We start from the raw sequence: 25,287 nt of genomic DNA, 5'->3' as shown, positions 1-25,287 counted from the left end.
ATCATTTAATTCTCCAAAAAACCTTACTTTTGCAGCCTGCCTGCCAAATTGGGCAGGACTTTATTGTAACAATCACATTATGAGCAAGAATTTTAAAGAATACAAAGGGCTAAACCTCCCTAAAGTGGCGGAAGATATACTCGATTTCTGGAAGGAAGAAAACATCTTTGAGCAGAGTATTTCCATTCGCGAGGGCCAAACGCCGTTTGTGTTTTTTGAAGGACCGCCTTCTGCCAATGGTTTGCCGGGAATTCACCACGTTATGGCCCGCGCCATAAAGGATATTTTCTGCCGCTATAAAACCCAAAAAGGATTTAAAGTGGATAGAAAAGCGGGGTGGGATACACACGGTCTGCCAATTGAATTGGGTGTTGAAAAAGAACTTGGTATTACAAAGGAAGACATCGGCAAAAAGATTTCGGTGGAAGAATACAACGCAGCTTGTAAAAAAGCAGTGATGCGCTACACCGATGTGTGGAATAAAGTGACCGAAAGTTATGGGTATTGGGTAGATATGAGTGACCCTTATGTTACCTACGAACCCAAATATATGGAAACCGTTTGGTGGCTGTTAAAAGAAATTTACAACAAGAATTTAATTTATAAAGGCTACACTATTCAGCCGTATTCCCCGAAAGCGGGAACGGGACTAAGTTCGCACGAGCTTAACCAACCTGGAACCTACCAAGATGTTACAGATACAACCGTGGTTGCCCAGTTTAAGGCAATGGCTGAAACTTTACCAGATTTCTTAGCTGAAGAATCAAACAATATTTGGTTCATTGCTTGGACCACTACTCCTTGGACGCTTCCGAGTAATACGGCCCTAACCGTTGGTGCTAAAATTGATTATGTGTTGGTAAAAACCTTTAACCAATACACTTTTCAGCCTATAAATGTGATCTTGGCGAAAAATTTGGTTACGAGCCAATTTGCTAATAGATTCGAAGAAAAGCCGAATGAGGAATCTTTGGAGGCTTTTAAGCAAGGCGATAAATTGATTCCATATTTCATTTCGAAGGAATTTAAAGGTTCAGATTTATTAGGCATCCGCTATGAACAGTTACTAGATTACGCCAAACCGCATGACAATCCTGAAAACGCTTTTAGAATAATTGCTGGAGATTTTGTGACTACGGAAGATGGAACTGGTATTGTACATACAGCACCTACATTTGGTGCTGATGATGCCAAGGTTGCGAAGGAAGCAGTGCCGCCAATTCCGCCTATGTTAGTAAAAGACGACAACGGAAACCTTGTTCCACTTGTGGATCTTCAAGGGAAGTTTCGTCCGGAAATGAAGGAACTGGCTGGAAAATATGTGAAAAATGAATATTATGAAGATGCCGATGTGCCGGAGAGATCTGTAGATGTTGAGCTTGCGATAAAACTAAAAACGGAGAATAAAGCTTTCAAAGTAGAAAAATACGTCCACAGTTACCCTAATTGCTGGCGTACTGATAAACCCATTTTATACTATCCGCTAGATTCTTGGTTTATAAAAGTGACCGAATTTCGGGATAGAATGTTCGAATTGAACAAAGGGATTAACTGGAAACCAAAATCAACCGGGGAAGGCCGTTTTGGAAACTGGCTTGCAAATGCCAACGATTGGAATCTTTCTCGTTCACGCTATTGGGGAATCCCGTTGCCAATATGGAGAACCGAAGATGGAAAGGAAGAAATTATAATTGGTTCTATTGAAGAACTTAAAGCCGAAATGCAAAAAGCAGTTACGGCTGGATTGATGGAGAAGGATATTTTTGAAGAATTTAAAGTTGGGGATCTTTCCGAAGAAAACTATGCTAATGTCGATCTTCATAAAAACATTGTTGATGGAATAACGCTTATTTCACCAAGTGGGAAGCCAATGCAGCGCGAAGCCGATTTGATAGACGTTTGGTTTGACAGCGGAAGCATGCCGTATGCGCAATGGCATTACCCTTTTGAAAACAAGGAGAAAGTTGAAAAAACTTGGCGTAAGGCAGATTTTATAGCGGAAGGTGTGGATCAAACCCGTGGGTGGTTTTATACATTGCACGCCATTGCAACCATGATTTTTGACGATGTTGCTTATAAAAACGTAGTTTCAAACGGACTAGTTTTAGATAAAAACGGTCAAAAAATGAGCAAACGTCTCGGTAATGCGGTAGATCCATTTGAAACTTTGGACGTTTTTGGCCCAGATGCCACGCGTTGGTATATGATAAGCAATGCCAACCCTTGGGATAATCTAAAATTTGACCAAGACGGAATTTCCGAAGTGCGTAATAAGTTCTTTGGAACGCTATACAACACTTATAGTTTTTTCAGTCTGTATGCCAATCTAGATAATTTTGAGTATATTGAAGACGATATTCCGCTAGAGAAAAGGCCAGAGATAGATCGTTGGATACTTTCAGAGTTGCATACGCTCATTCAAAAAGTAGATGATTATTATGGAGATTATGAGCCTACAAAAGCAACACGAGCTATTTCAGAATTTGTTCAGGAAAACCTCAGCAACTGGTTTGTTCGTTTAAGCCGAAGAAGATACTGGAAGGGTAGTTATAACGACGATAAGATTTCGGCATATCAAACCCTTTACACGTGTTTGGAAACAGTTGCAAAACTAAGTGCTCCTGTGGCGCCATTCTTTATGGATAGGCTTTATAAAGATTTAAGCTCTGGAACCACAAAAGAAGGAATGAAATCGGTGCATTTAACCGATTTCCCAAAAGCAGATAGTGCTTTTATCGATAAAAAGTTAGAGCACAAAATGCAAAAGGCGCAAACAATATCGTCATTGGTATTGTCGTTACGCCAAAGAGAGAAAATAAAAGTGCGTCAGCCGCTTCAAAAAATAATGATTCCCATTTTGGAAGCTTCGGAAGGAGAAGAGATTTTAGCGGTTTCAGATTTAATAAAGAGCGAAGTAAACGTAAAGGAAATAGAACTGATTGACGAAGGATCTGGAATGTTGGTAAAACAAATAAAACCAGACTTTAAAGCCCTAGGTCCAAGATTTGGAAAAGATATGAAAGCAGTGGCTGCAGCCATTTCAGCCTTCGATCAGAAACAAATTGGTATTTTAGAGAAAGACGGGGAAATATCAGTTTCTATTAACGAAAAAAATACTATTTTGGCGCTTGCGGATGTAATCATAAGTTCCCAAGATATTGAGGGTTGGTTGGTTGCAAATGCAGACGGAGTTACCGTAGCGCTTGATGTGGTTATAACACCTAAATTGCGAAATGAAGGCATATCAAGAGAGCTAGTTAACAGAATTCAAAACCTTAGAAAGGACAGTGGTTTTGAAGTGACGGATAGGGTTGAGGTTAGGCTTCAGGATAATGAAAGACTGAAAGAGGCCGTAAACCAAAATCTGGATTATATTAAAGAAGAGACATTGACGGAGATTTTGCAATTTCAAACAAAAATTGATCAAGGAACGGAAATTGCATTCGATGACATTGAAACGCTAATCAGCATTAAAAAACACAAATCATGACAGACACAGAAAGAACAAAATATTCAGATGCCGAACTGGAAGAGTTTAGAACACTATTAAATGAAAAAATAAAGAAGGCTTCGGAACAATTGGAGATGATTCAAAGTTCCTATAAAAACGACAGCAATAACGGAACCGACGATACTTCACCTACATTCAAAGCTTTTGATGAAGGTAGTGAGGTGATGAGCAAAGAGGCAAACTCGCAGCTAGCCATTCGTCAGGAAAAATTTATCCGTGACCTTAAAAATGCCTTGGTGCGTATTGAAAACAAAACCTACGGCGTTTGTAGAGTAACTGGGAAGTTGATAAACAAAGAGCGTTTAAAGTTAGTTCCTCACGCTACTTTGAGTATTGAGGCGAAAAACTTACAAAAGTAGTCCCATCCCCAGCTCTTCCCAAAGGGAAGGAAGTTGAATGGATAATTTTTAAAGCCCCGCAATCTCGTGGGGCTTTTTCATTGAAAAAATTTATTCTTGGCCTTTGCAAAATCTGTAGCTTTGTGGTTAAACTATGCATAAAATAACCTTTATAATTGCTTTTCTTTTCTTCGGAAGTTATTCTGCAATGGCTCAAAAAATTATTGAAAAGGAATTTTCTGCCGAAGGGATCCATAGATTGTCTATAGCTGATGATTCTATTTTCAGTATAAAAATTAATTCATCAAAAAGAGAATCCATTAAGATGAAGGTTCATGTTTCTGGGGAGCATGCAGAAGCTATTATAATTGAAGAAAATCGTTTCCAAGGGAAGCTTGCATTAAAAACAGCGGTAATGCCTTACTTTACTTTTGAAAAAGATAAACTCGCCGTGCATAAAGTAATGGCAATTGAAGTAGAAATGTATATTCCCGAAACTATTTCCGTAGAAATAAAATCGAAACTTGCCTCCTTGGAAACAAAAGGAAAGATTCAAAATCTTTCGGTTTCCTTACAAAATGGAAGTTGTATTTTAACAGATTTTTCAGGAAGGGCCCGTTTAAAAACAATAACTGGAAACATCGAGCTTAAGGCCCAAAAAGAAGTTTCTGGAAAAGCCGTTTCACGGAATGGAACTGTGGTAAATACACTTTTCAAGGAAGGAAAATTCCTTGTTGAAGCCGAAAGTATCAATGGTGATATTTACATGTTACAAACCAATTAATATTGTTACTTTTGCCTTCGCATTCCGAAGCCTTGGCGAAGGGATGCCATCGCATTCCGAAGCCTTTCGGCCTTCGTAGCCATGCTACTATGGCGAAGGAGGCTAGCGAAGGGATGCCATCGCTCGCTTAAGCGAAAGTGAGCCATCATCCTCCAAAACCTCGAAGAACTAGAGTTATTCTAAGTATAGACTGTTTCGGAAATAGAAATGAATCTTTTTATGAGCCTAAAAAAAGCTACAATTATAATCATCTTGATCTTATTGATAGATCAGATTTCAAAATTTTATATTAAAACAAATTTTGTTTTAGGTGAAGAAGTCCCCGTGTTTGGCTGGTTCCGAATTCTTTTTGTGGAAAACGAAGGAATGGCCTGGGGTGCAAAAATTCCTGGTGAATACGGAAAACTTTTTTTGACGCTTTTTAGAATAGTTGCAATCGGTGGTATTGGTTATTGGTTATGGGACTCTGTACGTAAAAACATGTCGCGTATTTTGATTTTGTGTATAGCTCTTATTTTTGCTGGCGCCTTGGGGAATATTATAGATTCGGTTTTTTACGGTTTAATTTTCAGCGATAGCCATCATCAAGTGGCTACCTTGTTTCCTGAAGCAGGCGGCTATGGAACTCTTTTCCACGGGAAGGTAGTAGATATGCTTTATTTCCCTTTATACGGAGGGACTCTACCCGAATGGGTGCCATTTTGGGGAGGAAAGTTTTTCACTTTTTTCGACCCGGTTTTTAATATTGCAGATGCCTCTATAAGTTGTGGTGTAATATTGTTGCTTCTTTTCAACAAAACTGCTTTTCCAAATCGAGATCCAAAAACCAGACTAGCGGCGCAAGTAGATTAGTTCTGAGCGAAACTGATTTTAGAATTTATCCACTGGGTGAAAGAAGGTTAAACGGATAAAAGGGCAAATTCCGAAGCACCCAATAAAGAATAGCAATTCCGAAATAGCCGAAAATAAAGAGCTTGCTGTAAAAAAGCATAAACCGATAACTTGTTCCAAAAATCCAATTGGCAACCGTAATTCCTAAGCCGTAAATTAGTAGTGGCAATGTTAGCACCATTAACGGATTAAACCTAAAAGCACCAATAATGTTCCCGTGCAACAGTAAATGAATGGCTCTTTGCGATCCACAGCCAGGACAGTAGAAGCCTGTGGTGTAATAAATAGGGCAGGGCAAAAAAAAGTTCGTGGAAGGATTGAAGAAATAATATATAAGAATAAAGCCCCCAAGCACTGTAAAGATGAGGGCTATCTTTAATGTTTTAGTAGCTTCCAAGAGCATAAAGACCAAAAATCAAAAAATACACAACCAAAAAAAGGATATAAATAACCGGGCCAATAACGGCGCCCCAAATGGCCCATTTCTTAGCGTCATTAGCTGCTTTTTGCGCTCCAGCAGTATCACCCTTGAGCCATAGTTCTTTTACTTGGGTAGATTTAATAATCGATACAATTCCTAAAGGCATGCAGCATAATACGGTGCAAAGTATTGCCCATACTAAATTGTTGTCGGGTGGAGGACTCATAGGTTGATTAGGCTCGGGAGTTCCCATTGGTGGGTTGCTTGGTGTTTCCATAATTTTTAATTGGTTGGTTAAGTATTACATGAATTTATAAAGATAGCTTCTTATCTGTAAAATCAAATATATTTTGTGGGGTGACACAAAAATCTAAAGGAACATCATTTGCTTCAAAAGAAATTTCTGGTTCGGGTTGAAAAAAAGAAAGCCCAACAAACTTTGTGTTGGGATTACATTTCTCTAAAAATCGATCATAAAACCCTTTTCCGTAGCCTATGCGATGCCCGTTTTTGCCATAAGCCAACAGCGGCACAAAGACTACTTCAATTATTTCGGCGGAAATTTCAATCCCGGATACTGGTTCTGGAATCCCGTATTTCGAATTTTTTAAAACTGTGTTTTCCTGTAGTAAAAAATGTGTCATTTCACCGGTTGAAAAATCCGCTTTTGAAACCACGATGCTTTTGTCCTTCCCTTGTAGAATATGCATAAGATATTCTGTGTTTACTTCTTTTTTTTCTGAAATAGGAAGGAAGATATGATAATACGTTTTATCCCAAATGGACAGTTTTAAGGCTTGATTTGCAATTTCAAGACTCATTTCTTCCATGGAATCTTCCGAAATTGTTTCGCGAAGTTTTTTATATTTTTTTCTTAATGTAAGTTTATCAGTCATTGGTTTATTTGAATGGCTTCAAAAGTTTTCAAGTTGAGAAAATTCTTAAAAGGAAATTCACACAAATATAGATGAATTGATTTATTCTTTGAAGTTCTTAATTGTCATCCATTAGAATCAAGTATTATAAAGTTAGTTTTAAACTTAGAAGACTGTTGCTATAAAAGTGAATTCCATAAAAAAAGAGAGGTGAAAATCACCTCTCTCATAATTCTTAAGGAATAATTTTTTATCCCTGATTTTTCATTAAAATCGCCTGTAAGCGTTGTTGCAAACCTTGATCTTTTTGTATAACAGCAGCTATGGCTTCAAAACGCTCCATAGTTAAACCTGTTGCAACAATCTTTTCTGAAGCTTTTTTCTCCAATTCAGGTTGCATTTGTTGCATTTTCGCAATCGCATTGTCGTGCATTTTCATTTCAGCGTCCGTAGCCTCAACTTCTTGGTTTGGATCCATAGAAGCTTGTTGAATTGTACTAAAACGTTGTACGTCCATTCCTTCGGCTTCAATAATTTTCACCATTTCTTGTTGTGCTTCTTGATTCTGAACTTGCATTTCTTTGTATGCATTCGCAAATTGCGTCAATTCGGCATCGCTAACTTCGGTTTCCTGTGCAACTTGTGCAAAAAGACCAAAAGTTCCCATCATGGCAACAAATAAAAATAAGCTTTTAACTTTTACTGATTTAAACATAATTGTTTTTTAAAATTAATATCAAATTTGATTAATTAGGATTGAAAAATAGGCAATTCACTTAAAGCCAGCGACCCTAAATTTTTTAGGTACAATCCAGAAAAGTTCAAATCTAATGGCATCAGGAAACACTGACAATTAAAAGACCATCATTAACTTTAAATTAATAGAATTTTATGATTTTATTGCTAATAATCGAGGCTAAAATCTCAATCCTACAATTCCTGACCTTAGTTGTCTACAGTATTTAAAGTGGAGATATGAAAAATAGCATCTCCTTGATTTACAATGGGCGACTGATTTACATTGATGATGTAACCTTCGTTAGGGGAGGTGACTTTAAATCGCATTTTTCCGTACGGATCGGTAATTGTTGCAAGGAACTCGCCTTTTTCTACGTGTTTGTTGCAATCAACTTTTACGTGGAGTAAACCACTTCGGTGCGCGCGAATCCATTTGCTTTTTTCAATTATAACTGTTTTTGAGTTTGGTGCTGGAGCAGGTAGTTTTTTACCCAACATATCCAAGTGTTCCAGGAATCGCAATATGCCATCAACACCTTCCTTGGCAATGTGCTTATTGCTTTCTTGGCTTTTTCCTCCTTCAAAAAGTAAAGCTGGTATTCCCATCTTTTGGCAGGTATTGCGGTATGATTTATCAAGTGTATTAGAATAGACCGTAAAAGGAGCATTAAAAACCTTTGCGAGTTCTAGCAATTTTTCGTCGCCAGGTTTTATTCTAATTTGCGCTGCATTAAATCTACTTGCGCCACCTGTATGAAAGTCTAAACAATAATCGGCGTGCGGTAAAATCTTTTTAGTAAAATGATATGCCACTCGGCTTGCCAAAGACCCCGATTTGGTTCCAGGAAAAACTCTGTTGAGGTCCCTTCCATCAGGAAATGAACGATCGCCATTCAAAAATCCAAAAACGTTTAAGATAGGAATACAGATAATAGTCCCTCGTTTTGGCTTGTTCAATTTTCGGGCAATAAGCTGACGCACAATTTCAACACCGTTTATTTCATCGCCATGAATTGCAGCCGTAATCAAAACCGTTGGTCCGGGAATTTTTGAACGTTCTATAATAATCGGGATTTCAACCTTTGTTGAGGTGTAGAGTTTCGCAATGCTAAAATCTACCGTGCGGCTTTCGCCCAAAGCGATGCGTTCATTTAAAATAACGATATCACGTTCTTCTTTTTTGGCCATACTTACACGTTCCGTTCAATATATTTTATGATTGTATTTGCAATGTCCTTGCCTGTTGCAGTCTCTATTCCTTCCAAACCTGGGGAGGAATTCACCTCTAAGATCAAAGGGCCACGAGAAGATTGGAGCATATCTACTCCCGCAATCCCAAGGCCCATGGCTTTGGCAGCTTTAAGGGCGGCGGTTTCTTCTTCATCGGTAAGCTTTATCACTGAAGCCGATCCGCCACGGTGTAAATTACTTCTAAATTCACCTTCTTTCCCTTGTCGTTTCATGGCGCCAACAACCTGTCCGTCCACAATAAAGGCACGGATATCTGCACCGCCGGCTTCCTTTATAAATTCTTGAACAATCACGCGGGCTTGCAGGTTGTTGAAAGCTTCAATCACAGATTCTGCCGCTTTTCGGGTTTCCACCAATATAACGCCTATCCCTTGTGTTCCTTCCAACAACTTAATGATAACGGGCGCACCACCGGCTTGATCTACGATTTCCTCTACGTTTTTGGAATAGTTGGTAAAGACCGTTTTCGGTAATCCCAATCCGGCACGGGAGAGTATCTGCAAACTTCGCAGTTTATCTCGGGAACGAACCAGCGCCTGGGATTCTGTGGTTGTAAAAACGCGCATCATCTCAAACTGTCGCACCACGGCTGTTCCATAAAAAGTTACTGAAGCTCCAATACGCGGGATAACAGCGTCGGTATGGTCCAGTTTATGGCCTTTGTAAATAATTACCGGGTTCTTCTTTTCAATTACGATATCGCACTTGGCATGGTTTATTATCTCCACGTCATGCTTTCTTGCTTTAGCCGCTTCCACAAGACGTTTGGTGGAATATAAATTTGCATTAGACGATAATATCCTGATTTTCATTTTTTGGTTTTTAGTTTGAAGGAAAGATTGGTTTTGTTAATGTCAACCATGTATTTTTTACTTAAAAAACTTCGTCCTAGAAGTGCAGGAAAACGCATTTCTTCACGGTCGCTTAATGTTAAATAAATGGGTTGTGTTTTTCCGAAAAGAACGATTTCTGTTTTAATTCTATATCTGGCTTCAGATTGGCCATTGCTACTTTTTACGACCTTTACGTCATATTCGTCAAAAATGATTTCCCTTTCGTGATAACTGGGATGTTCTTGGTCTAAAAAAATACATCTTAGGTAGTTGTCTTCCACTTTTATATTTCTACAATGAATGGAAGAGGTGTATGCTCCAGTATCTATTTTTACTTCAATATCAAAGAGATTTAGCAATGGAAAATCTGCTTTATCAATTCTGCCTATATTTATTTTCAATGCTTTAGGGGTTTTATAATTGCAAGGTATGAAAATGAAATCGAAATCGAAATCGAAATCGAAAACCGACTAAAACTAATTCAAATTAAATTTTATTTGAAAACTGCTACTTTTTATCTCGCACAAAGTCACCTACCTGCCGACAACGCATGGACGTCAAGGTTATAAATTTTGAATACTAAATAATGCTGCTTTTTTATCGCGCAAAGTTGTAAAGCCGCCAACTTATTTTAATTTTTGACCACTGACCACTGACCACTGACCACTGACCACTGACCACTGACCACTGCAACTGAAAACTGCTACTTTTTATTCCGTTCAATAAACCCAATGACGCTTTTAGAAACATTTTTTCCTGAAGTGTTTTCAATGCCTTCCAATCCCGGAGTACTGTTGATTTCTAAAACAAGAGGTCCGTTTTTGGATTGCAGGATATCTACACCACAAAACCCAAGTCCCATTGCTTTGGCTGCTTTTATAGCTATTTTTTCTTCTGCGGAAGAAAGCTCAATAATTTCTGAAGTACCTCCGCGATGCAGGTTACTGCGGAAATCGCCAGCCTTGGATTTTCGTTTCATTGCCGCAACTACAAAGCCATCAACAACAATCGCTCTTATATCGGTACCTTTGGCTTCTTCAATATATTCCTGAAGTAGAAATTTAACTCCGGCGGCATTTAATGTCTCTATGGTTGCCAAGGCATTTTGTGGACTTTCGGTAAGAATCACCCCTTCCCCGTGGGTTCCCTCTAAAAGTTTGATGATGATTGGTTTGTCATTAAAAGTTTTCAATTGCTCCTCAAATTCAAAATAGGAAGCGAAAAATGTTTTTGGCACAGGAATTTGGTGTTTGGCCAAAATTTGAAAACACGTCCATTTATCGCGGCTGTTACTTATTCCTTCAGAAGAAACTACTGAAAATAAATTCATAGCCTCAAAATGACGAACTACGTTAGTTCCATAATACGTATTTGAAGCACCAATTCTGGGAATGATTGCGTGGAGATTCTTAACTAATTCATTTTGATAATAGAGTGATGCTTTTCCGTTTTCAATGGCCAGATTGCAATAGGAAGGATCCAAAACTTCCATAGAATGATTTCTTGCTTTCCCAGCATTTAGCAAGCTTTTTGTGGAGTAAAGTGCTTCTCCACGGGATAAAATGGCAATGTTCATAGTTGATTATTGATGGCGCAATTTAATCAAAAAGGTGGTAGTGCATGGAACCTGTAAAAGATAAATCCATAATTAACATATTGCTTTGTAAAACTAGGTCTAATAAAATTTACAATCCATTATCTTTGAGCTATGGCAAATGCTTCCTTAACGCTTCAAATTTCCACACTTCCCGATTCACCAGGTGTTTATCAATACTATGATAAAGACGGGAAACTGCTATATGTGGGGAAGGCTAAAAACCTGAAAAAACGGGTTTCTTCCTATTTTAATAAACAACAGGACAACGGCAAAACAAGAATTCTTGTAAAAAAAATCGATACCGTAAAGCATATTGTGGTACAAACGGAAACGGATGCGCTGCTGTTGGAAAACAATCTGATAAAAAAATATCAGCCGCGCTATAACGTTTTGTTGAAAGATGATAAAAGTTATCCGTGGATCTGCATTAAAAACGAGCGTTTCCCGAGAGTTTTCTCTACCCGTAGAATGATTAAGGACGGTTCAGAATATTTTGGGCCCTACACCAGCATGAAAACCGTGCATACCTTATTGGACTTAATTAAAGGCTTGTATCCGTTGCGCACTTGCAATTATGATCTTTCCGAAGAAAAAATTAGAGCCGGAAAATATAAGGTGTGTCTGGAATATCATCTAGGCAATTGTTTGGGGCCTTGCGAAGGATTGTTTTCCGAAAAGGAATATCACGAAAATATTGAAGCCATTCGAAATATTGTGAAGGGAAACTTTAAAGATTCCTTACATAAATTTAAAAGCCAAATGAAAGCCTTGGCCGCCGATTTAAAATTTGAAGAGGCACAGCGCGTCAAGGAAAAAATTGATATTTTGGAAAACTATCAAAGCAAATCGACAGTGGTTAATCCAAAAATAAACAATGTTGATGTGTTTTCAATTATTTCAGATGAAAGCTATGGGTATGTAAATTTCCTTCAGCTGTCTCATGGTGCCATTATCCGATCGCACACCTTGGAAATAAAAAAGAAATTGGATGAAACTGATGAAGAGTTGCTTCAGTTGGCAATTGTTGAATTACGACAACGTTTTAATTCGCTTTCAAAAGAAATTTATACGCCTTTTGAAGTGGAGCTTGGGGAAGAGATAAAAGTACACGTACCAAAGTTGGGCGATAAAAAGGCAATCTTGAATCTTTCGGAGCGAAATGCGAAATATTTCCGAATGGAGAAATTCAAACAAGCAAAAATTGTAGATCCAGATCGGCACGAGAAACGGATTATGGCGCAGATGAAAAAAGATCTTCGACTTTCTGAAGAACCGCGACATATTGAGTGTTTTGACAATAGTAATATTCAAGGAACAAACCCCGTTGCAGCTTGTGTAGTTTTTAAAAATGGAAAACCGAGTAAGAAGGATTATCGTAAATTCAATATTAAAACCGTCGTGGGGCCGGACGATTTTGCTTCGATGGAAGAAGTTGTATATCGCCGGTATAAAAGATTGCTGGAAGAAGAGCAACCATTGCCGCAGCTTATCATCATAGATGGAGGAAAGGGGCAGCTTTCTTCATCGTTAAAAAGTTTAGACAAGTTAAACTTGCGCGGAAAAATCGCGATTATCGGCATTGCCAAGCGTTTGGAAGAATTGTTTTACCCAGACGACCCCATTCCGCTATACTTGGATAAAAAGAGTGAGACTTTAAAAATAATCCAGCAATTGCGAAATGAAGCGCACCGTTTTGGGATTACCTTTCACCGAAGCAAGCGCAGCAAACAAGCTTTAAACACAGAGTTGGAATCCATTTCAGGTATTGGTGAAAAAACCATTGTTGAATTGTTAAAGCAGTTTAAGAGCACGAAACGGATTGCATCTGCCAGTTTTGAAGAGATTTCAGAAGTTGTGGGACCGAGCCGTGCAAAAAAATTGATTGCCCATTTTCGTGATTCGAAATCTGATAAAAAGGAAGCAGAGCCAAAGGAAGACGAGAAACAGGACTAAAAGAGATAAACGAAACATCGATAATGAAAAAAATACTTTTTATAGTATTCCTAATAATATCCACTTTTTCCTTTTCGCAGGAGCAGCAAAAGGATTTAAAGGTAGGGCTCGTGCTCAGTGGCGGTGGAGCAAAAGGATTGGCCCATATAGGAGCTCTAAAAGTGATAGAGGAAGCGGGAGTGCGCATAGATTATATTGGCGGAACCAGTATGGGAGCTATCATTGGAGCACTTTATGCCTCGGGATATTCTGCCAAACAATTAGACAGTATTTTTAGCCAAACTGATTTTAGCACTTTAATACAGGATAAAGTTCCGCGAAGTGCAAAAACATTTTATGAAAAACAGGAAGCTGAAAAATATGCCTTGGTGCTCCCTTTTGATAAGTTTAGAATTGGATTTCCTTCAGGACTTTCTAAGGGTCAGAATGTTTACAATTTGCTTTCAAGATTGACGGGCCATGTGAGTAGTATTTCAGATTTCAGCAAGTTGCCAATTCCATTTTTTTGCATTGCCACCAATGTTGAAACTGGGAAGCAGGTTATTTTGAATCACGGTTATCTGCCTCGGGCGGTTTCAGCCAGTGGAGCTTTACCCTCGCTTTTTAGTCCCGTTATCATTAAAGACCAAGTTTTGATTGATGGTGGAGTGGTCAATAATTATCCAGTAGGCGAGGTGAAAGCCAAAGGCATGGATCTTATTATTGGCGTTGATGTTCAGGACAGTCTTAAAACCCGAGATAAACTTAGATCTGCACTTGATGTTTTAGTGCAGATTAACAATTACCGCACTATTAATGATATGATTGAAAAACGTAAAGAAACCGATGTGTATATCCATCCAAATATTAAGGATTTTTCAGTGGTCTCTTTTAGTGCAGGTAGGAACATCGTGGAATCTGGTGTTGTTGCAACGGAAGCTTACCGAAAACAACTTCAAGACATTGCATCAAAACAAAAGCCTGTAAAAAAGAAGGAAATTAAATTCGAAAAGCGAGATACTATTTATATAAAGGATGTAAAAATTGAAGGAAACGAAGAATACTCAAGAAGTTATGTATTGGGTAAACTTAAATTGCGCACTCCGGATAAAGTCACTTACAAATATTTTACGGAAGGAATCAACAATCTTTCTGCAACAGGGAACTTTCAAGATATCAATTATAAATTTTATGAAGATGAAAGTGGTCAAAATACGTTGCTATTACAGTTAAGGGAAAATAAATCGTCGATGTCCTTGCGTTTTGCTGCGCATTATGACAATCTATTTAAAACGGCGGCATTAGTAAATATTACTAAAAAACGACTTCTGACCAATAATGACATTGCTTCATTAGATCTTATTGTTGGCGACAACCTTCGTTATAATTTTGAATATTATATTGATAAAGGTTTCTATTGGAGTGTGGGTTTCAATTCAAAATACCACTTTTTTGAAACCGATGTTCCATTGAGTTTTGTCGGCGTAGATATGGAATCAGAACTTAGTCTTCCCATAAATAAATTATCGATCAATTACAGCGATTTCACAAACCAGCTTTATTTTCAAACACTCTTCCGAAGAACTTTTGTTTTTGGAGTTGGAGGAGAACATAAATATCTCCGTTATCTCTCTGAAACTATAGGAACTGATTCCAATAATTTGCCTCGTACCGTTTTTGAGAGTACCAATTATTACAGTACTTATGGGTTTTTGAAATATGATACTTATGACAATAGCTTTTTTCCAAAAAGTGGCGCTTACTTTTCAGGAGATTTTCATTGGTACCTCCTTGCAAACGGCAGAAATAAGGATTTTGAACCTTTTTCAGTGGCGAAAGCTAAAATAGGCTATGCTCATAAAATTTTCGGAAACCTATCGGGACATTTAACTACTGAGGGTGGATTTAAATTGGGCGGGACCGAAACAACTACATTGGATTTTGCTCTTGGTGGCTATGGATTTAAGGAGATGAATAATATAATTCCTTTTTTGGGTTATGATGCGATTTCGATTCGTGGAAATACCTACCTTAAAACCACACTGACCTTTGATTATGAAATTTTCAAAAAAAACCATTTGAATATTAGTGCGAATATTGCCAATGTTGGCAACGATCTTTTTGAAAAGGGTAAATGGATAGATGGGGTAAATTATTCAGCCTATGCGATGGGCTACGGTCTGGAAACAATTTTAGGTCCCATGGAAATCAAATATGCCTATTCTCCCGAACTGGACAAAGGCGAATGGTATGTAGCCTTGGGATATAGGTTTTAGCATAATCTTGAAGGTTTAGCTCCAATATTTTTACGATATTTGTAGGGAAGAGTAATTAAGTTTATTGATTTTTAAGTTATTAGGTGGGATTTAATGTCTCAATCTAATAGTTGTTGATTGATCAGTAACTCAATATCTCATTAACCTAATAATCTCAAAAGATGCCTTTTTATCATAAACTGGGTAAAATCCCGCCCAAACGCCACACGCAATTTCGAAAACCAGATGGAAGCCTTTATTCCGAAGAACTTTTCGGAACCGTGGGTTTTGATGGAATGTATAGTAACATTTACCACGAAAACAGACCCACCCAAGTAAAGGAAATTAAGAAACAATATCATGTTGCTCCTAAGATTGCACGCGCTAACAACATGGAGTCGCTCAAACTAAAAGGATTTGACGTAAAACCTGAAAATGATTATCTGGATAGTCGGAAAACAGTGCTTACCAATAGCGACTGCAGTATTATTCTTGCTGCTCCACAGCAATCATTAAAAAATTATTTTTATAAAAATACAGATGCCGATGAACTTCTCTTCATCCATAAAGGCTCGGGAAAACTGCGTACTTTTTTAGGGAATCTAGATTTCAAATACGGCGACTATCTTTTAGTTCCCCGAGGAGTTATTTACCAAATAGATTTTGATACCGAAGACAACCGACTTCTTATCGTTGAATCGCGAAACCCAATTTATACACCAAAACGTTATAGAAATTGGTTTGGCCAGTTGTTGGAACATTCTCCTTTTTGCGAGCGGGATATCCGCAAACCACAGGAATTGGAAACCCATAACGAAAAAGGTGAGTTTTTAGTGAAGGTGAAAAAGCAAGATGATATTTTTGAAATGGTTTATGCCAAGCATCCTTTTGATGTAGTGGGATATGATGGATACAATTTTCCGTATGCATTGTCTATCCACGATTTTGAGCCTATTACGGGACGCATTCATCAACCGCCACCAGTGCACCAAACCTTTGAGACAAGTGCTATGGTAATTTGTAGTTTTGTTCCGCGTTTATTTGACTATCATCCAAATAGCATACCTGCGCCATACAATCATAGTAATATTGATAGTGACGAGGTGCTTTATTATGTAGATGGTGATTTTATGAGCCGAAACGATATTAAACCTGGGTATATAACATTACACCCAGCAGGTATTGTGCATGGACCACATCCAGGTGCTGCCGAAAGAAGTATAGGTAAAACCGAAACGGAAGAATTGGCAGTAATGGTAGATACTTTTAAACCCTTGCAGGTTACTGAAGATGGATTGAAACTATCGGACGGTACGTATTATCAAAGTTGGCTGGAAAAAGAGTAGCAGTGTGCAGTTGGCAGCACTTTGACAATTTCTGTAAATCTTAAATTCTAGTTGTAAATATTTGAACAAAGAACACAAAGTATGACAGTAAAACAGAAAATAATAGATAGAGTAAACTCCATAGAGGACGAAACTGTTTTGAATGAAATCTATAATTTGATTTCTACTGAAAAAAAAATTGACAAAGTTTATGAATTTTCATCAAACGAACTCAAACAGGTTAATGAAGCGATAGATGATGCAGATAACGGTAGATATTTCACGCAAAAAGAATCTGAAAAATTGATAGCTAAATGGTTTCAAGAGAAATCCGTTGGACTTTAGCCGCCACTAGGGATAAACTCTCTATTTTTGAATATTGGACCAATAGAAACCAATCCGCGTTATATGCAGAAAAATTGGAGTTATTATTTAATGATACTATAAAAATTGTGGCAATTTTCCCTTTTGCTGGAATTGAGACTAACATCACGAATGTTCGGATTCAAATAGTGAAAGATTTTAAATTAGTGTATAGAATTCGTGAAGAGTATATTGAAGTGTTAAAGGTTTGGGATACGCGACAGGATCCTTATGGCTTTAATTTGAAGGGATATAAATAAATAATCGTTTAAGTGATTAAATGAAGATATTCTTATCGAAAATCTTCTAAATTAATTAGTAAATAAAAATAGAATTTTTAGAAAAAGTAAATTATGAGTAAAGACGTAAAATCGGTCGATTATGGACTGGAGAAGATTTTTGAAGGCGCAGAAGACTTTCTGCCATTATTAGGAACAGATTATGTAGAGTTCTACGTGGGTAACGCGAAACAAAGTGCCCATTTCTATAAAACAGCATTCGGATTTCAATCCTATGCATATAAAGGGCTGGAAACAGGATCGCGTGATTCTGTGAGCTATGTATTGAAACAGGACAAGATAACTCTTGTGCTAACCACCCCTTTAAACAGTAAATCTCCCATAAATGACCATATTGTAAAACATGGTGACGGTGTAAAAGTAATTGCACTTTGGGTGGAAGATGCGAGAAGTGCTTACGAAGAAACTACCAAACGCGGTGCCAAATCATATATGGAACCTAAGGTTGAAAAAGATGAACACGGGGAAGTAGTGCGAAGTGGGATTTACACGTATGGTGAAACCGTGCACATGTTTGTGGAACGAAAAAACTATAATGGAACATTTTTGCCCGGTTTCCGTGCATGGAAAAGTGATTACAATCCTACATCAACCGGTTTAAAATATATTGACCATATGGTAGGTAACGTAGGCTGGAACCAAATGGACGTATGGGTAAAATGGTATGAGGAAGTGATGGGCTTTGTAAACTTTTTATCGTTTGACGATAAACAAATTCACACCGAATATTCTGCTTTGATGAGTAAGGTGATGAGTAACGGCAACGGGCGTATAAAATTTCCAATTAATGAGCCTGCTAAAGCGGCCAAGAAGTCACAAATTGAGGAGTATCTTGACTTTTACGAAGATGCGGGCGTACAGCACTTAGCAGTGGCAACCGATGATATTATAAAAACAGTAAGCCAATTAAAAGAGCGTGGAATTGAGTTTTTACCGCCTCCACCGCAATCTTACTATGATGCTATTCCAGAACGTTTAGGAGATCATATGAAAATGATGAAGGAAGATTTAAATGAACTTCGCGATCTTTCCATTATGATAGATGCCGATGAAGAAGGATATCTACTTCAAATATTCACAAAACCTTTGGAAGACCGTCCAACTTTGTTTTTCGAAATAATTCAGAGAATGGGGGCAAAAGGTTTTGGAGCTGGAAACTTTAAGGCGCTTTTTGAATCTATAGAACGCGAACAAGAGCAAAGAGGCACATTGTAAAAAGGTAACAATAAGTAAACCCCATCGTCATAAGGAAGGTGGGGTTTATTTTTTTGGAACGGAAGTTGCATTTTTAATCTCAAAAACGTCCTAAGTCTCAATTTATGAAGAAGCTACTTGTGCTTTTATTTATTTTTGGAAATATATTTTTTCTTTCTGCGCAGGAAAGAGCTTATGGTGATGGTGAATTTTTTAAATTCCGGGTCCACTATGGTTTTGTAACTGCTGGCTATGCCACCCTTCAGGTAAAAAACGCATCCGTAAATGGAAACGATGTTTTTCACGTGCGCGGTTATGGTGAAACCGTGGGTCTTTCAAAATGGTTTTTTAATGTCCAAGACGATTATCAATCCTATATTGATAGAGAAAAGGATATCCCCTACCGTTTTATTCGGAAGATTGATGAAGGTGGATATACCAAAGATCTTCAAATAGATTTTGATCATTTCAATAATAAAGCGCGTGTAATTGACAAAAAGCACAATGAAACGAGTGAATTTTCGTTTCCTAAAGAAACGCAGGATATGATCTCTGCTTTCTACTTTCTTCGAAACAAATTAGAGACTGAAAACATAAAAGAAGGTGACGTTGTAGAAATGAATATGTTTTTTGACAAAGAAAATTACAAATTCAGGTTAAAATTCCTTGGTAAAGAAGTTTTAGATACTAATTTTGGGCGCGTTCGCACTTTGGTCTTTAGGCCTTATGTTCAATCTGGTCGTGTTTTTAAGGAAAAAGAAAGCCTAACTGTTTGGATAAGTGATGATAAAAATAAAATACCATTACTTATAAAAGCCAATTTGGCGGTAGGTTCGTTAAAGGCAACCTTAACTGAATTTAAAGGCTTGCAACATTCATTCAAGATCATTGCGAATTAATAGAATTATAATACCGAAAACTCCCCTGGATTGAAGAATTTAATTTTACTGGCTTTAACACTTAGTCTACTCACAACATCTTGTGAAAACACAAAAGACGACCTACCTGAAATCCAAGAGGTTGTTGAAGAACCGATCATTCAGCAGTACGGCTACATTTTTAATGATTTTAATGTAACTAGAGACACTATTCGTTCGGGTGATACCTTTGGCGATATACTTTATTCCAACGGTGTATCTCATGATAAAATAATGGAAGTTGCCACAAAGTTTCGCGACAGTTTTGATGTGCGGAGAATTCGTGTTGGGAAACCATATATATTACTCAATTCAAAAGACTCGCTTAATCAAACGCAAGTTTTTATCTATGAAACCAACAAAATCGATTATGCAGTAGTCGATTTTCGTGATGAAATTTCCATCTATAATAATCAAAAACCTATACGCTATCAGGAGCGCGAGGCATCAGGGATTATTAGCAATTCGCTTTCTGCAACTATGGAAGAGCAGAATTTAAGTCCAAATATGACGGATCAGCTAGCGAACATTTATGCTTGGACCATAAACTTTTTTAAACTACAGAAAGGGGATCGGTTTAAGGTTATTTATACAGAAAGATTTATAGATGATACCATTCCAGCTGGACTCCACGAGATCAAGGCTGCCTATTTTGAGCACCATGGCAAACCGCTTTATGCTTTTAATTTCTCTTCGGATTCCTTAGACAATATTTCAGGATATTATGATGAACAAGCCAATAACCTAAAGCGGGCATTTTTGAAGGCGCCTGTAAAATTTAGTCGTATATCCTCCCGTTATAATTTAAATAGACGCATAAAATATTATGGTTTTAAACTTCGTCCGCACAAGGGGACGGATTTTGCCGCTCCAATAGGAACACCTATTCTGGCGACTGCCGATGGTGTAATTACAAAATCTGAGTATAGAGGCGGAAATGGCAATTATGTAAAGATCCGGCACAACGGTACTTATGAGACCCAATATCTTCATATGAAAGCACGGAAGGTTAAAGTTGGGCAATTTGTTAGCCAAGGCGATGTTATTGGTTGGATAGGAATGACTGGCAACACAGGTGGTCCTCATGTATGTTATCGCTTTTGGAAAAACGGAAAACAGGTAGATCCTTTTCAAGAAGAAACACCATTTTCGGAACCCTTGCCGGAAGAATTGCACGATCAATATTTTGCAGAATTGCTTCCGCTTAAGGAAGAATTGGACTGTATTACATTTTAAACTTTAACTTCACTATAACATGTTAATAACCTTGTTATTAACTAAAGCTTGAATTCTCAAGGCTTTATGGTTTAAATTTTATCTTTGGATACAACAGACAATCTTAAATATTTCTTAATCAAATTTATTGGTTTAAAGATATTAAAGATTGTACTTTTGCCGAAAATTTAAACCAAAACTCAAACTCATGAGAAAACTATTACTTCTTGTTTTTTTAATTGGCGGTTTTTCCGCTTTTTCACAAGGAAAGGTTACAGGTACTGTAATTGATTCTGAAACAAACAATCCATTGGCAGGAGCCAATGTGGTTGAGACTGGCACTACAAATGGTGCTATTGCCGATTTTGATGGGAATTTCATATTAGAAACTTCTGCCAATTCGGGTACAATTACAATTTCATACATAGGGTATACTGTTGAAAAAGTTTCCTTTAAAGTTGTGAATGGAAATGCAAGTCTTGGTAACATTAAGGTTACTTCAGATTCTGATGCCCTTGATGAGGTAGTTATTGTAGGAAGAGGGATTATAGATTTGGCTAGAGATCGTCAAACTCCTATTGCCGTTTCAACAATTACTTCTGCAGAAATTCAAGCGAAAGCTGTAGGTAACGTAGAATTCCCAGAGGCTATAAAAAGTACTCCTAGTGTTTACGTTGCTAATCAAGCAGGTGGTTTTGGTGACTCGCAAATGTTTTTACGTGGTTTTGACCAAACAAATACCGCATTCCTTTTAAACGGACAACCAATTAACGGAATGGAAGATGGTAGAATGTACTGGTCTAACTGGTCTGGTATGTCAGACGTTGCCAATGCAATCCAAGTTCAACGTGGTTTAGGGTCTTCAAAATTGGCTATATCCTCAGTTGGAGGTACTGTTAATATCATTTCTCGTGCTGCTGGAAGAAAAGAAGGCGGTTTTGCTCGCTTCATGACAGGTAACGACAGTTATTTAAAGGGAACAATCAGTTACGATTCTGGACTACAAGGAAAATGGGCTTACTCATTTTTATTGGATCACTGGCAAGGGCATAAAAAGTATGCTGAAGGCACTGCAGGTCAAGGACAAAACTATTTTATAGGAATTGGTTTTGTGCCTAACGATAAGCACTCCTTCAACTTGTTGTTAACTGGTGCACCACAATGGCACGACCAAAACTTTTCAAAATCACTTGAGAAGTACGAAGAATACGGAAGACGCTATAACGACAACTCTGGATTTTACAATGGTGAAAGATTTACACTGAGAAGAAATTATTACCACAAACCTATTGCAAACCTAAACTGGGATTGGAATATTAGTGAAAAAACAAACTTGTCCTCTGTGCTTTATGCCTCTTGGGGTCGTGGAGGAGGAACAGGTCCTGCAGGTAGCTCTAGAAATATTATCAGGAATGATGATAACGGGGAAGTAAATTTTGACGCTATTGAAGCCAGCAATATTGCTGGTGCTGAAAATGGAATTGGAAGTTACTCACGTGGTTCCTTAGCCAGAAGAATGTCTGTAAACAACCACAATTGGTATGGTTTCCTAACAAACCTTGAGAGTGCCGTAAGTGATAATTTTACTGTAAATGTTGGTATAGATACACGTTTCTATAAAGGAAACCACTGGTACCAAATGAACAATCTTTTAGGTCTTCAGGGTTATGCTGAAAACCAAAATTATGCTGACAGAGATCCAGACTACGTAATTAGCGAAACTTTTGAGGCTAGTCCTTGGGCTTCTTTATTTAACTCAGCCGATGAAGGTCAGCGTTTCAACTATGATTATTCTGAATTTATAAATTACTTCGGTGGTTTTGGTCAAGCAGAATATAAAAATGATAATTTCTCTGCTTTTGTGCAAGGAGCTGTTTCTACACAGAGCTATCAAAGAGAAGGGCGTGCTTCAGGTAGAGAAACTGAGGGTGTAGATGGTCTTGGGAAATCTGCTAAAATTAACAAAATTGGATACAACCTTAAAGGAGGTTTGGGTTACACTTTCCTTGAAAATAGTACTGTATTTGCAAATGCTGGTTACTATTCTAGACAACCATTCCTAGATAACATTTTCTCTGATATTAGAAACTCAAACTATATCCTTGAGGGTGAAAATGAAATTGATAACGAGGAAATTTTAGGAGTTGAGGCTGGATACAGACTTCGTGCTGGGAGCTTTAGCTTAGATTTGAATGGTTATTACACTAAGTGGGGTAACAGATTCCTTTCAGGTGGATTTATTAGAGCAAATCCAGATTCTTCAGATCCAATAGAACAAGTTGATCGTTACCAGAGATTTACAGGTATTACTCAACTTCATACAGGGTTTGAATTTGAAGCAAAATACAGATACTCAAGTGACTTTATGATTAGAGCATTTGGTAGTATTGGTAACTGGAAATATGATGGTACAACACCTTTCCAAACTAGAGCCGACCAAACTAACGAATTATTAGAAGAAGGAAAGATTGATCTTACGGGAACTAAAGTGGGTAATGCTGCACAGACTTCTTTTGGTTTTGGTTTCAATTATAACGTTGTTGGCGGACTTAGTTTAGACGGTGCTTACAACATCTATACAGATCTTTACGGTTTTGTGGATGCAGAAGACGTTACAGAATCCGCTCTTAATAATGAAGTGTACCAAGCCGAGCGTTTAAGCCCTTATAGCTTATTGGATCTTGGGATTACCTACAAATTTGACTTTGGTAAAAATGCTTTTACCATTCGTGGAAACGTTTATAATGTTACAAATGAAATTTACTTAGGCCAAAAAGATTCTTATGGATACTATTATGGTGTTGAAAGAACTTGGAACGCTAGTGTTCGTTACAATTTTTAATATCGATTACTTTATATAGAAAAATGCTCCAATCTTTTGGGGCATTTTTTTTGTTTATAAACCTTATCTTTGGGAAACTTCTAAAAACATTTAAAAACTATGGCTAATACCTTACAATTCATTCACTCTTATTGGGCCTATTTGGTTCTTTTAATTGTTGTGCTCGCAACGCTAAATGCACTTGCTGGATTCTTTTCAAAAAGAGAATACGGTGCAAAAGACTTTAGAATCTCACTCTTTGCACTAATTGTTGTTCATATTCAACTGCTTATTGGGCTTATTCTTTATTTTGTTTCGCCTTTGGGCTTACAAAGCATAACCACTAACGGAATGGGCGTAGTAATGAAGGATTCTACATTACGTCTCTACGCTGTGGAACATCCATTTGTGATGATCCTAACCGTGGTTTTTATTACCATTGGATATTCAAAACACAAGAAAAAATTGCTTTCAAGCAAGAAATTTAAAACCCTTTCTATATTTTACACCATAGCATTGCTATTGATGCTAAGCCGTATTCCTTGGGGACAGTGGTTTTAAAAGATAGTTAATCAATACAAAATGGTAGGCCTCAGATTATTTGTAAGCCTACCATTTTTATTTATAATATTATTCTGAAAATTTCTCCTTTATTAAATAGATATATACTGGAAAGTGATCGCTATATCCACCAGTGTAGCCATTTGCAAAGCTTCTAAAAGGATAACCCTTATATTGTCCGCGCGGAGTGGCAAGATAGTTTTTATTGTAAATACCAGCTTTGTAAAAACGATAAGAGGAATACTCTTTTTTAGCCAGTTCTGTAGAAATTATCATTTGATCAAAAAGATTCCAGGCATCCCGATACGCCAAAGTGCCCATTCCTTTTTTATACATATTCTCCATAGGATTATACAATTCCTTTAGCCCCATGGCTTGTCTTTCATTTTTTGCATTTAAAACACTCTTAATGCTCGGGCTTGTGGGATCATCATTCATATCACCCATAGTAATGATTTTAGCATAGGGATCTTCACTGAAAAGAGAATCTATTATCCTTTTATTAAGTGCTGCGGCTTTCAATCTTTTTGGGCGACTCCGCTCTTCGCCACCGTATCGAGATGGCCAGTGATTGACAATAAAATGTATTTTTTCCCCATCCAACATCCCGCTTACTAAAAGCTGATCGCGTGTATAAATACGTTTACTTCTATTGTGATCTTGGTAGAGAAGAAGTTCATGCGCTTTGTAGTTTGAAGGGGTGAACAATTTTTTTTTATATAGGAGTGCCACATCAATTCCCCGGCGGTCTGGGCTGTCAAAGTGAACCATACCATAATCTTTTTCTAAAAGAGCTGGGTCGTTTGCAAGATCTTCGAGAACACGTCGGTTTTCTACTTCGCAAAGCCCTATTATTGCAGGTGAGGTTTGGGTAAGATCCTGCCCAATATCGGCAATCACTTTTGCTATATTCTTCACTTTTGCCTCATAAATTTCTTTGGTCCAATGATCTTTTCCTTCTGGAGTACGATCATCGTCAAAGGTGAGGGGATCGTCCTCATAGTCAAAAAGGTTTTCAACATTATAAAATGCGACCGTAATTATTTTGTATTCCTTCTTGTTCTGTCCAAAAGAAGAAGCTATAAAAAGAATGAATATTGCTAAAAAGTACAAGTCAGTTTTCATGTGTAAACTAGGTTAAACTTGTTAAATTTAAGGTATTTAGC

Annotated in this window: 23 protein-coding genes; 14 read left to right on the top strand and 9 right to left on the bottom strand. The window is 37.5% G+C overall.

The window, feature by feature from the left end:
- Positions 1-79: 79 nt before the first annotated feature.
- From ileS to G440_RS0108740, 4 genes are all read left to right on the top strand, one after another.
- Positions 80-3,490, top strand: a complete 3,411-nt coding sequence (gene ileS, locus G440_RS0108755) for an isoleucine--tRNA ligase (RefSeq protein WP_026450962.1) — start codon at positions 80-82, stop codon at positions 3,488-3,490.
- Positions 3,487-3,870, top strand: coding sequence for a TraR/DksA family transcriptional regulator (locus tag G440_RS0108750; RefSeq protein ID WP_026450961.1), 384 nt, complete (start codon positions 3,487-3,489; stop codon positions 3,868-3,870). Before ileS ends, G440_RS0108750 begins: the two co-directional genes overlap by 4 nt.
- A gap of 133 nt (positions 3,871-4,003) precedes the next feature.
- Positions 4,004-4,633: a DUF4097 family beta strand repeat-containing protein gene (locus tag G440_RS0108745; RefSeq protein WP_026450960.1), complete on the top strand. Its 630-nt coding sequence runs from the start codon at positions 4,004-4,006 to the stop codon at positions 4,631-4,633.
- Positions 4,634-4,852: 219 nt separating this feature from the next.
- Positions 4,853-5,485 (top strand): lipoprotein signal peptidase, encoded by a 633-nt coding sequence (locus G440_RS0108740; RefSeq protein ID WP_026450959.1) that lies wholly within the window; start codon positions 4,853-4,855, stop codon positions 5,483-5,485.
- Between the two features lie 25 nt (positions 5,486-5,510).
- Here the strand turns inward: G440_RS0108740 and G440_RS19715 are convergent, their stop codons facing one another.
- The 8 genes from G440_RS19715 to G440_RS0108700 all read right to left on the bottom strand — a co-directional run bounded on the left by G440_RS19715 (position 5,511) and on the right by G440_RS0108700 (position 11,218).
- A complete protein-coding gene (locus tag G440_RS19715) occupies positions 5,511-5,822 on the bottom strand; it encodes a DUF2752 domain-containing protein (protein WP_169718952.1) in 312 nt (103 codons plus the stop codon).
- A gap of 85 nt (positions 5,823-5,907) precedes the next feature.
- Entirely contained in the window at positions 5,908-6,222 is a 315-nt protein-coding gene (locus tag G440_RS20650) for a CD225/dispanin family protein (RefSeq protein ID WP_051285241.1), read from the bottom strand.
- Between the two features lie 34 nt (positions 6,223-6,256).
- Positions 6,257-6,841 (bottom strand): 5-formyltetrahydrofolate cyclo-ligase, encoded by a 585-nt coding sequence (locus G440_RS0108725; protein ID WP_026450957.1) that lies wholly within the window; start codon positions 6,839-6,841, stop codon positions 6,257-6,259.
- 229 nt (positions 6,842-7,070) lie between these two features.
- Positions 7,071-7,535 carry a DUF4168 domain-containing protein gene (locus tag G440_RS0108720; protein ID WP_026450956.1) on the bottom strand — a complete coding sequence of 155 codons (465 nt, stop codon included), beginning with the start codon at positions 7,533-7,535 and terminating at the stop codon, positions 7,071-7,073.
- A 230-nt stretch (positions 7,536-7,765) separates the two neighbouring features.
- A complete protein-coding gene (locus tag G440_RS0108715; protein ID WP_026450955.1) occupies positions 7,766-8,746 on the bottom strand; it encodes a succinylglutamate desuccinylase/aspartoacylase family protein in 981 nt (326 codons plus the stop codon).
- 2 nt (positions 8,747-8,748) lie between these two features.
- Complete coding sequence (gene rimK, locus G440_RS0108710; protein ID WP_026450954.1) at positions 8,749-9,621, bottom strand: 30S ribosomal protein S6--L-glutamate ligase; 873 nt, start codon at positions 9,619-9,621, stop codon at positions 8,749-8,751.
- Entirely contained in the window at positions 9,618-10,043 is a 426-nt protein-coding gene (locus G440_RS0108705; protein WP_026450953.1) for an ATP-dependent zinc protease family protein, read from the bottom strand. The genes rimK and G440_RS0108705 overlap by 4 nt, the downstream gene beginning before the upstream one ends.
- A gap of 302 nt (positions 10,044-10,345) precedes the next feature.
- On the bottom strand, positions 10,346-11,218 hold the full coding sequence (locus tag G440_RS0108700; RefSeq protein WP_026450952.1) for an ATP-grasp domain-containing protein: 873 nt from the start codon (positions 11,216-11,218) through the stop codon (positions 10,346-10,348).
- 132 nt (positions 11,219-11,350) lie between these two features.
- Here G440_RS0108700 and uvrC point away from each other — a divergent pair, with 132 nt between their 5' ends.
- The 10 genes from uvrC to G440_RS0108650 all read left to right on the top strand — a co-directional run bounded on the left by uvrC (position 11,351) and on the right by G440_RS0108650 (position 24,121).
- Entirely contained in the window at positions 11,351-13,192 is a 1,842-nt protein-coding gene (uvrC, locus tag G440_RS19705) for an excinuclease ABC subunit UvrC (protein WP_051285239.1), read from the top strand.
- A gap of 23 nt (positions 13,193-13,215) precedes the next feature.
- The gene (locus G440_RS0108690; RefSeq protein WP_026450951.1) at positions 13,216-15,447 is read left to right on the top strand and encodes a patatin-like phospholipase family protein; all 2,232 of its coding nucleotides are present in this window, start codon (positions 13,216-13,218) and stop codon (positions 15,445-15,447) included.
- 161 nt (positions 15,448-15,608) lie between these two features.
- The gene (locus G440_RS0108685; protein WP_026450950.1) at positions 15,609-16,772 is read left to right on the top strand and encodes a homogentisate 1,2-dioxygenase; all 1,164 of its coding nucleotides are present in this window, start codon (positions 15,609-15,611) and stop codon (positions 16,770-16,772) included.
- Between the two features lie 81 nt (positions 16,773-16,853).
- On the top strand, positions 16,854-17,096 hold the full coding sequence (locus tag G440_RS0108680; RefSeq protein ID WP_026450949.1) for a hypothetical protein: 243 nt from the start codon (positions 16,854-16,856) through the stop codon (positions 17,094-17,096).
- Positions 17,066-17,374, top strand: coding sequence for a type II toxin-antitoxin system RelE/ParE family toxin (locus G440_RS0108675; RefSeq protein WP_026450948.1), 309 nt, complete (start codon positions 17,066-17,068; stop codon positions 17,372-17,374). Before G440_RS0108680 ends, G440_RS0108675 begins: the two co-directional genes overlap by 31 nt.
- Positions 17,375-17,467: 93 nt before the next feature.
- Complete coding sequence (gene hppD, locus G440_RS0108670; RefSeq protein ID WP_026450947.1) at positions 17,468-18,628, top strand: 4-hydroxyphenylpyruvate dioxygenase; 1,161 nt, start codon at positions 17,468-17,470, stop codon at positions 18,626-18,628.
- Positions 18,629-18,732: 104 nt separating this feature from the next.
- Positions 18,733-19,506: a DUF3108 domain-containing protein gene (locus G440_RS0108665; protein ID WP_026450946.1), complete on the top strand. Its 774-nt coding sequence runs from the start codon at positions 18,733-18,735 to the stop codon at positions 19,504-19,506.
- A gap of 30 nt (positions 19,507-19,536) precedes the next feature.
- Positions 19,537-20,760 (top strand): M23 family metallopeptidase, encoded by a 1,224-nt coding sequence (locus G440_RS0108660; protein ID WP_026450945.1) that lies wholly within the window; start codon positions 19,537-19,539, stop codon positions 20,758-20,760.
- Between the two features lie 187 nt (positions 20,761-20,947).
- Positions 20,948-23,581: a TonB-dependent receptor gene (locus G440_RS0108655; RefSeq protein WP_026450944.1), complete on the top strand. Its 2,634-nt coding sequence runs from the start codon at positions 20,948-20,950 to the stop codon at positions 23,579-23,581.
- Between the two features lie 99 nt (positions 23,582-23,680).
- The gene (locus G440_RS0108650) at positions 23,681-24,121 is read left to right on the top strand and encodes a hypothetical protein (protein WP_026450943.1); all 441 of its coding nucleotides are present in this window, start codon (positions 23,681-23,683) and stop codon (positions 24,119-24,121) included.
- A 69-nt stretch (positions 24,122-24,190) separates the two neighbouring features.
- Here the strand turns inward: G440_RS0108650 and G440_RS0108645 are convergent, their stop codons facing one another.
- A complete protein-coding gene (locus G440_RS0108645; protein WP_026450942.1) occupies positions 24,191-25,246 on the bottom strand; it encodes an endonuclease/exonuclease/phosphatase family protein in 1,056 nt (351 codons plus the stop codon).
- Positions 25,247-25,287 lie beyond the last annotated feature (41 nt).

The sequence above is a fragment of the Aequorivita capsosiphonis DSM 23843 genome (genome assembly GCF_000429125.1).
Lineage (GTDB): Bacteria > Bacteroidota > Bacteroidia > Flavobacteriales > Flavobacteriaceae > Aequorivita > Aequorivita capsosiphonis.
The sequence above is the reverse complement of the archived record's forward strand: the minus strand, read 5'-3'. Positions and strand labels throughout refer to the sequence as shown.